Annotated in this window: 12 protein-coding genes and 2 tRNA genes; 4 read left to right on the top strand and 10 right to left on the bottom strand. The window is 71.2% G+C overall.

The genetic code is table 11. The features are described 5' to 3' along the window. The 5 genes from VHW64_RS07225 to VHW64_RS07205 all read right to left on the bottom strand — a co-directional run. Positions 1-250: pyridoxal-phosphate dependent enzyme (locus VHW64_RS07225; protein ID WP_329649849.1), on the bottom strand; the 250-nt coding region annotated here is incomplete at its 3' end. Positions 251-253: 3 nt separating this feature from the next. Continuing rightward, complete coding sequence (locus tag VHW64_RS07220; RefSeq protein ID WP_329649848.1) at positions 254-901, bottom strand: NAD(P)-dependent oxidoreductase; 648 nt, start codon at positions 899-901, stop codon at positions 254-256. 104 nt (positions 902-1,005) lie between these two features. Then, a tRNA-Glu gene (locus VHW64_RS07215) sits at positions 1,006-1,078 on the bottom strand. A gap of 32 nt (positions 1,079-1,110) precedes the next feature. Further along, positions 1,111-1,182 (bottom strand) — tRNA-Gln (locus VHW64_RS07210). Positions 1,183-1,260: 78 nt separating this feature from the next. After that, complete coding sequence (locus VHW64_RS07205; protein ID WP_329649847.1) at positions 1,261-2,058, bottom strand: fumarylacetoacetate hydrolase family protein; 798 nt, start codon at positions 2,056-2,058, stop codon at positions 1,261-1,263. 45 nt (positions 2,059-2,103) lie between these two features. Here VHW64_RS07205 and VHW64_RS07200 point away from each other — a divergent pair, with 45 nt between their 5' ends. Next, positions 2,104-2,718, top strand: coding sequence for a pentapeptide repeat-containing protein (locus tag VHW64_RS07200; protein WP_329649846.1), 615 nt, complete (start codon positions 2,104-2,106; stop codon positions 2,716-2,718). A gap of 16 nt (positions 2,719-2,734) precedes the next feature. Then, positions 2,735-3,517, top strand: a complete 783-nt coding sequence (locus VHW64_RS07195; protein WP_329649845.1) for a 3-methyladenine DNA glycosylase — start codon at positions 2,735-2,737, stop codon at positions 3,515-3,517. Here VHW64_RS07195 and VHW64_RS07190 read toward each other — a convergent pair. Continuing rightward, positions 3,514-3,753, bottom strand: coding sequence for a hypothetical protein (locus VHW64_RS07190; protein ID WP_329649844.1), 240 nt, complete (start codon positions 3,751-3,753; stop codon positions 3,514-3,516). The genes VHW64_RS07195 and VHW64_RS07190 overlap by 4 nt on opposite strands. Positions 3,754-3,976: 223 nt before the next feature. Here VHW64_RS07190 and VHW64_RS07185 point away from each other — a divergent pair, with 223 nt between their 5' ends. Both VHW64_RS07185 and VHW64_RS07180 read left to right on the top strand, forming a co-directional pair. Further along, a complete protein-coding gene (locus VHW64_RS07185; protein WP_329649843.1) occupies positions 3,977-4,243 on the top strand; it encodes a DUF2087 domain-containing protein in 267 nt (88 codons plus the stop codon). Then, positions 4,243-4,794: an MOSC domain-containing protein gene (locus VHW64_RS07180; protein ID WP_329649842.1), complete on the top strand. Its 552-nt coding sequence runs from the start codon at positions 4,243-4,245 to the stop codon at positions 4,792-4,794. The genes VHW64_RS07185 and VHW64_RS07180 overlap by 1 nt, the downstream gene beginning before the upstream one ends. 20 nt (positions 4,795-4,814) lie before the next feature. Here the strand turns inward: VHW64_RS07180 and VHW64_RS07175 are convergent, their stop codons facing one another. The 4 genes from VHW64_RS07175 to VHW64_RS07160 form a co-directional block, all read right to left on the bottom strand. Continuing rightward, complete coding sequence (locus VHW64_RS07175; protein ID WP_329649841.1) at positions 4,815-6,206, bottom strand: amidase; 1,392 nt, start codon at positions 6,204-6,206, stop codon at positions 4,815-4,817. A gap of 64 nt (positions 6,207-6,270) precedes the next feature. Next, positions 6,271-7,899: a citramalate synthase gene (cimA, locus tag VHW64_RS07170; protein ID WP_329649840.1), complete on the bottom strand. Its 1,629-nt coding sequence runs from the start codon at positions 7,897-7,899 to the stop codon at positions 6,271-6,273. 227 nt (positions 7,900-8,126) lie between these two features. Next, on the bottom strand, positions 8,127-8,852 hold the full coding sequence (locus VHW64_RS07165; protein ID WP_329649839.1) for a hypothetical protein: 726 nt from the start codon (positions 8,850-8,852) through the stop codon (positions 8,127-8,129). Positions 8,853-9,010: 158 nt separating this feature from the next. After that, the coding region (locus tag VHW64_RS07160) for a serine/threonine-protein kinase (protein ID WP_329649838.1) at positions 9,011-10,704 on the bottom strand (1,694 nt) is incomplete at its 5' end.

Raw genomic sequence — 10,704 nt, 5'->3', positions numbered from 1 at the left:
GGTTGCCCGCGCTGGCGCACACCACGTCGCGCGCCCCGACTTCGACCAGCCCGTTGGCCACGAGTTCAGTGCCTCGCGCCTTGAAGCTGCGGACCGGGTTGGCCGTTTCGAGCTTGATGCTCACGCCGCATCCGAGGTGGGGCTCGAGCGCCTCGCATCGGTACAGCGGCGTGTCGAGAAAGATCGGGTCGATGACTGAGCGAGCCGCCCGGATCCGATCGGTGTCGAGACGCGTCGTCGCGGCGACCACTGCCTAGTAACCCACGGCGAAGCGGGCCCCCACGTGGGCGCCGGACTCGACCTCGTCGACGACCGCGACAGCGAGATCGGCCGCCGAGACCGTCGACCGACCCTCGTCGTCGAGGAGCAGCGTGTCGCCCGACGTTCGGTAGCGGCCGGTGCGCTCGCCGTCGAAGACGATGACGGCCGCGGGCGACACGACCGTCCAGGCCAAACCGGCCGGCGCGTGGTCGCGAAGCTCGTGCAAAGCCGCGCGGAACCCGCGCGACTCCGAGGCCGCCGCGGCCGGAAAGTCAGGGGTGTCGACAAGGTCGACGCCACTAGCGGTCCGCAGGCTGCCGGCGCCGCCGAGCGACACCCACCGCACCCCGGCCGATGCGGCCACGCCGGCGAGCGCTTGGGCCAACCCGACCGGAGTACGCCCGCGCTGGGCGTCGTCGCGCAGGGCCACCGAGCTGACGAGCACATCGTGCTGGTCCAGCGCCGCGGCGACGGCGGCGGCGTCAAAGGCATCGCCGGCAACGGTGTCGAGCGCGGGAAACTCTTCCGCCAGCGCCCGCGGATCTCGGACGTACGCCGTCACCGCGTGCCCACGGGAATCGAGCTCGCGAAGCACCGGGCGCCCGACCTTGCCACTGGCACCGATCAGCAGAACCTTCATGACTTGTCCTCACCGTGAGATCCCGTCAGCGACGGACATCCGTCACGACGACTGCGAGGGCCGAGGAAATGACTACACCCCCAGCATTCGGGTGTGTAGGGCTGTAGCCCCAACGGGATTCGAACCCGTGCTACCGCCTTGAGAGGGCGGCGTCCTGGGCCTCTAGACGACGGGGCCCCAGAATCGTTGGTGCGGCAAACAGTGACTCGCTGGGGTACCAGGACTCGAACCTAGACTAACTGAACCAGAATCAGTTGGGCTGCCAATTACCCCATACCCCAAAGGCCAACACCGGACTCTACCTGAGGCCGGCAACGGGCTCCAACGCGACGGGCGGTGGCCGCCTCGGCAATGCCCGATTACTTGCGCCGGACCGGGTTCGACAGCACCCCGATCCCCTCGATCCCGACGTCGACGACATCACCGGCGACGATGGGCCCGACGCCGGCCGGTGTGCCGGTGATCACGACGTCACCGGGCAGAAGGGTCATGACGGCCGACATGTAGGCGATCAGCTTGGGCAGGTCATGGATCAGCAAACTGGTCCGCGAGTCCTGCCGGAGTTCGCCATTCACATGCGCCGTTATCCGCAAATCGGACGGGTCGAGGACGGTCTCGATCCACGGCCCGAGCGGGCAGAACGAGTCGAAGCCCTTCGCCCGTGTCCACTGGCCGTCCTTGTGCTGAAGGTCGCGAGCCGTCACGTCGTTGGCGATCGTGTAGCCGAAGATGACGTCGGTCGCCTGCTCCGCCGGGACGTCGCGGCAGATGCGCCCGATGACCACGGCGAGCTCGCCCTCGTAGTCGAGGCGCTGAGTCTGCGGCGGATAGAACACCGGGTCGCCGGGGCCGATCACCGACGTGTTCGGCTTGAGGAACATCAACGGCTCCTCGGGTACGTCGTTCCCGAGCTCCGCGGCATGCGCGGCGTAGTTGCGCCCGATCGCGACGACCTTGCTGCGCGGGATGACCGGGGCGAGCAGACGTACGTCGGCGAGGCGATGCTCGGACTGCGTCGGCTGGAGACCGGCGTACAGCGGGTCGCCGGCGAGCTCGACCACGACGGTGTCGTCCGAGGGCTGGCCGAACTGGTCGACCTCGCCCGTGACCACGCCGAACAGCGGGTCATCGCCCGTGGTGAACCTCGCGATACGCACGCGCCGAGCCTATCCGGGCCTCGCCGTGTCCTAGGGTCTGTGGGCGTGGAAGACGTGCTGGAGCGGGGCGCCGAGGGAGCGCGGTTCGACGCGGAGGACTGGTACGCCGCGCGGATCGGCGCGGTCCGCTTCGTCGACTGCGTCTTCACCGACGTCGACCTCACCGAGGCCGTCACGCTCGGCACGACGTTCGAGGGATGCACCTTCAACACGTGCCGATTCAACGCCTCGACCCACCGGGCCACCGCGTTCGTCGGGTGCGACCTGCGCGGCACCAGCTTCTTCACCGCAACCCTCGACGGCTGCAAGCTGACGGGGTCGGTGTTCTACGACTGCACGCTGAGGCCGCTCACGGTGCTCGGGGGTGCGTGGTCGTCGGTCACGATGCGCGGCGCACGCCTGGCCGGTGTGGACCTGACCGGCGTCGACCTCAGAGACGCGGACCTGTCGCGGTCCGACCTCACCGACGCGGTGCTCCGCGGCGCCCGCATGGACGGGGCGACGGTCCGGGAGTGCGTCCTCACCCGCTCCGACCTGCGCGGGGCCGGCCTCGACCGGGTCGACCTCACCTCCGCAACCCTGGACCGGACCCGGGTCGACCTCCAAGCCGCGGTCCTGATCGCCGAGCTCAACGGGGCCGTCGTCGACCTCGAGGAGTAGGGCGGACAATGGCGTGGTGACCCGGCGACTGGACCACCGCGAGCGTCTCTCGCCGTACGTCGAGCCACACCTGGCGAGGCGACGGGCCGGCAAGCACCATCCGGTGCACGACTTCATGTTCACCTACTACTCGTTCTCCTGCGCCAAGCTGCTCACGTGGGAGCCGGGGTGGCCCGGCTCGGGGTCGGACGAGCTGCTGGACCGGCACCGCCCGTCCGTGCGCCGAACCCTCGACCTGATGCGCGCCACCGCTGCCCGGCCGCCCGGCCTGGCGTGCTTCGGCCTGCACGAGTGGGCGATGGTGCACCGCGCCGGCAGCACCCGGCATCCCAGGCCGCTGCGCCTGGGCAGCACGGCCACCGACGACGTCGTCGAGAGCCATCGCATCGCCTGCTCGCACTTCGACGCCTACCGGTTCTTCGCGCCGTCCGCGGTCGAGCTCAACCGGCTCCGGCCCGGCCGCGACGACCGCGCGGTCCACGAGCAGCCCGGATGCCTGCACGCCACGATGGACCTCTACAAGCAGGCCTTCCGGCTCTGGCCGCTGGTCGGCTCGGACCTGGTGGCCGATGCCTTCGAGCTCGCGTGGGAGGTCCGCGTCGTCGACATGCGTGCCGCGCCCTACGACCTGAGCGGATTGATCTTGGACCCCGACGGAGTCGAGTGGACGCCGATCCGGATCGAGACACCGGAGGGCAAGCAGGAGTACGTCGTCCACCAGCGTCGGTTCGCCGAGCGCGCAGCCCCCGTCCGAACCGAGATGATCCATCGCTGCGAGCGACTTCTGGGGAATGGCTAGGAGGCTCTCGGCATCCGCTCCCGGCGTCGAGCCACCAGGTGATCGGCGAGGACCAGGAGCGGCTCGACCACCAGCACTCCGACCCAGGCCACCACGCCCACGAACAGCCCCACGACCCACCTGTCGATCGCGGGATCACCCTCAGCGATGCCCCCCGTGGGATGCCAGGCATGCACCAGCATGAGGTAGTCAGCCACACACAGCAGCGGGGCTCCTACCAGCAGCACGTAGAACATGCTCCAGAGTCGGCGACCGGCCACCGACATGCACGCGTGAACGACCCAGAGCGTCATCACTGGCCAGGCGAAGACCATCGGTACCCTTCGTTCCTCGGCGATCCGCCAACGGTACGGGCGGGGCTGTGGCCCCGACCGGAGTGAGCGCGTGGACGCCGATCCGGGCGCAGCTGACCGCCGAGTGCGGGCGGCTGCCGGAGCGTCGGCTGGCTACGGTGTGAGCATGGAGGAGCGGGTGCTGGCGAGCTTCCTGGGGCCCGAGGGCAGGCTCGGGACCATCCCCACCAAGCACGCCAAGCTGCTGGTCGTCCTCGACCATCTGGCGCAGGCCTTCGAGCCGGGCCGCACCTATCCCGAGGCCGAGGTCGACCAGATCCTGACGAGGTTCCACCCCGACTACGCCGCGCTGCGCAGATACCTGGTGGAGAACGGCTTCTTGACCCGCGAGGACAACGTCTACTGGCGGTCCGGCGGGACCTTCGAGGTCTGATGGACTCCGAGGCGGGCCTGGTCGCGGCAGTCCATCGCGACGACGCGCACCGGTTCGGCAAGCAGACCGTCGAGTGCATCCGCCTGCTCCCCGGCATCGGCGTGGAGGGCGACGCACACGCGGGTACGACGGTCCAGCACCGCTCGCGCGTACGCCGGGACCCGCACCAGCCCAACCTCCGTCAGGTGCATCTCCTCGGCACGGGGCTCCTCGAGCGCGTCAACGCGCTGGGGTACGACGTGGCGCTGGGCGCCCTGGGCGAGAACGTGACGACCGACGGCATCGACCTGCTCGCCCTCCCTCGCGGCGCCTGCCTTCGTCTCGGCGACCACGCTGTCGTGGAGGTCACCGGCCTGCGCAACCCCTGCGCGCAGATCGACGCGTTCCGCCGAGGGCTGCTCAAAGAGGTGCTGCGCACGACGGACGACGGGCGGGTCGAGAGGCTGGCGGGCGTGATGGGCATCGTGCTCGTGGGCGGGGTCGTGCGTCCCGGCGACCCGGTGCTGGTGGAGCTGCCGGAAGGAGAGCACCGGCTGCTGGAGCCGGTGTAGGGCCAGGCCTGCTTCGCCGTTCACCATCCTCCCGGTCTGCGGGCGGACCAGGGCGCAGCCACTTCGACCTGGGCGATCAGCGCGAGCAGTAGCTCCTCCTCGGCGGGGCGGGCGGCCAGCATCACCCCCACGGGCAGGCCGTCCGCGGTCCAGTGCAGCGGCAGTGAGACCGCCGGCATCCCGGTCACGTTCCAGGCCGACGTCCAGGGCGTGAATGCCTTCTGTGCCGCGAAGTCGGCCGCCGGGTCGTCGTCGTCGCGCAGGGCCCCGACTGGGAGGGGCGGGACGGCGAGGGTCGGGGTGAGCACCACGTCGTACGGCGCGAGCAGGGTCAGGCAGTCGGCGGCCAGGCGCCGCATCGCGCCCAGGGCCAGGGCGAACTCCGGACCCGAGACCGCACGTCCCTGCTCCGAGAGCCAGCGCGTCAGCGGCCGCAACGACGTCTCGCGACCGGGTGGCGCCGCGGAAAGTGCCGTCAGCACCGCCCAGCAGGTCTCGAACGTCGCGACCGCGGCGCGCGGCATGGGCACCGCGATGTCCTCGACCTGGTGACCGAGCGAGACCAACAGCGCCGACGCGTCGTCCCACGCTCGGACGCACTCGGGGTCGACGGTCGCGTCGGCGATCACCGGCTCGACGAACCGTGCGACCCGAAGCCGTCCCGGATCGCGCTCGCAGGCAGCCAGGAACGTCGCCTCGGGCGGCGGTGCCCAGGCCGGGTCGCCGGGTCGACGCCCGGCCAGGACGTCGAGAAGCGCGGCGGCGTCGCGCACCGTGCGCGCGATCGAGCCGGCGGTCGCGAGCCCGGTGACCTCGCCGTACATCGGCCAGCCGCTGACCCGGCCACGGGTCGGCTTGAGACCGACCAGGCCGCAGCACGATGCGGGGATCCTGATCGAACCGCCGCCGTCCGAGCCCGGAGCCACCGCGACCAGCCCGGCGGCGACCGCCGCGGCTGCCCCACCCGAGGAGCCGCCGGCCATCCGGGTCCGGTCCCAGGGCGTGACCGCCGGCGGAGCGACGTCCGGCTCGGTGTAGCACGGCGACCCGAACTCCGGCGTGTTCGTCTTCCCCAGACTGACCATCCCGGCCGCCTCGACCGAGAGGGTCACGCCGTCGGAGATGTCGGGCACGTGGTCGGCGTAGGCCGCCGAGCCGAAGGTGGTGCGCACACCGGCGGTCAGGTTGAGGTCCTTGATCCCGGTCGGTACGCCGTACAGGGGGCCGGCGTGGTCGGGGACCGGCCACAGCTCCTCGGCGCGGGCCAGGGCCAGCTCGGGTGTCGTGGTCACGAAGGCGCCCACGTCGTCCACGCGCGTCAGGTAGTGCGACACCAGCTCGCGCGGGGAGACCTCGCCCCGGCGTACGGCGCGAGCCTGCTCGAGCGCGGTCAGGTCGTGCAGCTCACCCACCCTGGCGATAGTACGGATCAAGAGGCTGGCCTGACACCGGCGAGATCAAGCCTGGTGATCCGTACTATCGGGGTGTGGCGCCGCGGCGCAGGCGGCGCAGGCCGAAGGTGAGGCCGTCGAGCAGCGCCTCCCAGGACGCCTCGATCACGTTGTGACCGACTCCGACGGTCACCCACGACGCCTCTCCGTCGGAGGTCTCGATGAGCACCCGGGTGATGGCGTCGGTGCCGTGCCCCTGGTCGACGATCCGCACCTTGTAGTCGATGAGCTCGAACTTCGCGACCTCGGGGAAGGCCTGCACCAGAGCCTGGCGCAGCGCCTGGTCGAGCGCGTTGACCGGCCCGTTCCCCTCGCCGGTCTCGACGTAGCGCACGCCCTCGGCGACCACCTTCACGGTCGCCTCCGAGACCGCCTCCTCCCCCTGCGCGGCGTTGGCGAGGGTCTCGGTGATCACCCGCCACGACTCGACCGTGAGGTACGACGGACGGCGGCCGTCGGCCTCCTCGGCCAGCAGCAGCTCGAAGGACGCGTCTGCCGCCTCGAACGTGTAGCCCCTGGCCTCGAGCTGCTTGACCCGCGCGGTCACGCGGTCGACCAGCTCGCGCTCCTGGGACAGGTCGTAGCCCAGCTCGCGGCCCTTGAGCTCGATCGAGGCCCGACCGGCCATGTCGCTGACGAGCAGGCGCATGTCGTTGCCGACACCGACCGGGTCCATGTGCTGGTAGAGGCCGGGGTCGACCTTGATGGCGCTCGCGTGGAGCCCCGCCTTGTGCGCGAACGCCGACGCGCCGACGTAGGGCTGTCGCGACGCGGGCGGCACGTTGGTCACCTCCGCCACCGCGTGGGCGATCCGGGTCGCCTCGCCCAGCAGGCCGTCGGGGAGCACGGCCCTGTCCAGCTTGAGCTCGAGGTTGGCCACGACCGAAACGAGGTCGGCGTTGCCGGTGCGCTCGCCGTACCCGTTGATCGTGCCCTGCACGTGGGTCGCGCCCGCCTCGACCGCCGCCAGCGTGTTGGCCACCGCGCACCCGGTGTCGTTGTGGCAGTGGATGCCGACGCGTCGTCCCGCCGTGTCGGCGGAGCCGGCCGTGGTCTGGACGGCGGCGTGGACGACATCGGCGACCCAGCCCGGCAGCATGCCCCCGTTGGTGTCGCACAGGGCGACCACCTCGGCGCCCGCGGAGTACGCCGTGCGCAGCACTTCCAGGGCATAGTCCCGGTCGGCGCGGTAGCCGTCGAAGAAGTGCTCGGCGTCGAGGAAGACGCGCTGACCCTCGGCCACCAGGTGTCCGACGGTGTCGCGGACCATCTCGAGGTTCTCCTCGAGCGTGGTCCGCAGGGCGAGCTCGACGTGGCGCGGGTGCGACTTCGCCACGAGGGTGACCACCGAGGCCCCGCTGTCACGCAGCGCGGCCACCAGCGGGTCGTCGGCGGCGCGGACACCGGCCCGGCGCGTCGCCCCGAACGCCGTGAGGCAGGCGTGCTGGAGCCGCAGCTCGTCGCGGGCGCGGGCGAAGAACTCGGTGTCCTTGGGGTTGGCGCCGGGCCAGCCACCCTCGATGAAGCCGACCCCCAGCTCGTCGAGCTGCCGGGCGATGGTGAGCTTGTCGGCGACGGAGAGGTTGAGCCCCTCCTGCTGCGCGCCGTCACGCAGCGTCGTGTCGTAGACGTGGAGGTCGCTGAGGGTGTCCATCGTGGGTGCCTGCTCGCTGTCGTGACTGCGGGGGTCGGGGCGTGGGAGGAGGGAAATCAAAAAGACCCCCCGTCAGGACGAGAGGTCTGCGCATCGGGGCTGCCGATGCGCTAGGTGATGATGATGGTGGTGCTCACGACGCCTAGCATGGCACGCAACGAGCGAAGGGCCGGTGCGGATCTCACGATCCGACCGGCCCTCGCCCCACGAGTCCAGATCAGTGCTGCTCAGGCGCAGTACTGGAAGAGCAGGTCGGACATCCCGATGAACGGGCCGCCGTCCACCGCGGCACCCTGGCTGTACTTGAACTGCACCTGCGTCAGCCCCGCCGTACCTCCGGGGAAGACCAGGTCGACGTTCGAGGCGGCGTCGCTGCCGTCGATCGGGCTGTTGGTGTTCTTCGCCTTGTACGGGCTGGCGGCGGTGCCGGTGCCGACGATGTTGGAGTGGGTCGTGCCCGACCAGCTGGTCGGAGTCACGATCTGCACCTGGTCCTGGTAGTAGTTGTCGGTGATGTTGCCGCGACGGTCGGTCGCGAGCGCCGAGTCCACGTCCAGCAGCGAGAACTGCACGTTGCGTACGGCCTTGCTGAAGGTGATCGAGACGGTCTGCGACGTGCCGTTCTTCTTCTCCTGGTCGTAGAACCGGAGAACCTGCGAGAGACCGCCGGTCGCCACGTTGGTGACCCTGGCGTTGTCCGCGGCAGCGGTGTCACCCGACACCGCGATCGTGACCGTGAGGCCCGGGATCGTGGTGGCGAAGGTGCCCAGACCCGTGACGCCGTTCCTGAACGTGTCCCAGCTCAGCGTGCCCATCGTGCAGTTGGTGGACGCGGCGACTGCGGGCGCTGCGACGGCGAGCGCCACGACCGGCACGCTCCACGCGGCGCCTCGGGCGACCGCGCGGCGGCCGATCATCCTCGGCGGCGTCTTCTCGTCGACATGCGACGTCATAGGTGGTTCCCCCCGTACGAAACTGGCTCTCCCCCTCAGAAGAGCGCCGGGCATACCGCCCGGCAAGGAAACGCTAACGAGACTTGACTCCCACGTCCGGGAGTTGCCTCAACTGATAGTAAAATCCCCTGGCCGTGAAGGACCAGGAAATGGACGGCTCAGCGGCCGACCAGGGCCGGTCTGCCGAACGGCGACCACGCGACGTCCCGTGCAGCCTGGAGGCCGAGGAACCCGGCCACCACGAGCACCGCCACCGTCACCACGGCCCAGCGGCTCGCACGCCGGGCGACGGCGTGGGAGACGACGCGCACCGGCCAGCGCACGTGAGCGGCTCCGGGGCCTACCCAGAGCCCGCCGGTCACGCAGAGTCCGGTGACGAACAGCGACAGGGGTGTCGAGGCGCCCGCGGCATAGCACAGCAGGACGCCGGCGACCCCGACGCCGAGCGCCCAGACCCCCAGCAGGGCCGCACCCGGGAGCGCGGCCAGCAGATACCACGGCGCGGACAGCGGGGCGAGCAGCACGTCGTACCAGCGGGCACCGCGCAGCCGACGACGGTCTCCGTGGGCGGTGGCGGTCATCGTGCACGTGCGCAGCAGCCAGGCGAGGACCAGCAGCATGGTGAGCCCCCAGTAGGGTCGCGCGGCGGTGACCGCACCGGCGAGCACCGCGCCGGCCGAGGTGACCAGACCGCGGCGCAGGACCGTCGTCGCGCTCGCACGCTGCGAGACGGGCTCCAGATCGACCGACAGGTCGACCGGCAGGTCGTCGAGGCGGCCTTCGACCGGCCAGGGCGTGGGCGGGAAGACCGCCGACAGGGCCCGCGTCGGCCTCGGCGGCTCGAGCTCGGTCGGCGCCTCCACGACATCGTGTGCGGCCAGCGCCAGGGGCAGCGTGAAGGCGTCCTCCTCCGCGAGCGTCACCGGTGACCGGACCGGACCGGACTCCCCGCCCAGCAGGTCGATGATCTCCGACAGCGAGGGTCGGCGCGCGGGGTCAGGACGCAACGCAGCCGCCAGCAGCTCGCGCAGGTCGCCGGGCAGGCCGCCCAGGTCGTGCTCACCGCGTCGCACGCGGTCCATGATCGCCATCGCCGGGCCGCGCCCGAACGGCGGACTTCCAGTGCCGGCGTAGGCCACCGTCGCCGCCCAGGAGTGGACGTCGGAGGCGGTCGTCGCGTCGTCGCCGTACAGGATCTCCGGGGCGAGGTAGCCGGGCGTGCCCAGCAGCCAGCCGGTGTGGGTCAGCCTGGGGTCGTCGGCGACCCGGGCGAGCCCGAAGTCGATGAGGATCGGGGTCCGCCCCTCCATCAGGACGTTCGACGGCTTCACGTCACGGTGGAGCACCCCGGCGGCGTGCACGCTTGCCACGCCCAGGGCCAGACAGCGCGCCAGCCAGGCCAGGTCGGGGCCGGTGACGGCGCCCTCCTGCGGGACGTGGTCGTGCAGGCTCAGGCCGGGCACGTAGCGGGTCGCGACGTACGGCGTGGCCGCCCACGGGTCGGCGTCGACGATCTCGGCGACCCAGCGGCTGCGGATCCGCTCCAGCGAGCTCACCTCACGCGCCAGCCGCCTCCGGGCCTCCTCGTCTCCCACGATGTGGGGACGCAGGACCTTCAGGGCGACCCGGGGGCCGTCTGCCTTCCGCGCGAGGTGGACCACGCCCATCCCGCCCTCGCCCAGCCGGGCGAGCAGGGTGTAGTCGCCCACGGTCTGGGCAGGCGACGGCTGGACGGACACGCCCTCACGGTACCGGTCGGTCGGCTGCTGACGGCGTAGGCCGACGGTCACCGAACCCGAGCGCAGGTCGTCGGCCTGACGCCGTGCCCTAGCCCGGCGCCAGGCCGACGACC

This window comes from Nocardioides sp. (genome assembly GCF_036267815.1).
GTDB lineage: Bacteria > Actinomycetota > Actinomycetes > Propionibacteriales > Nocardioidaceae > Nocardioides.
This window is presented reverse-complemented; position numbering and strand designations above follow the sequence as displayed.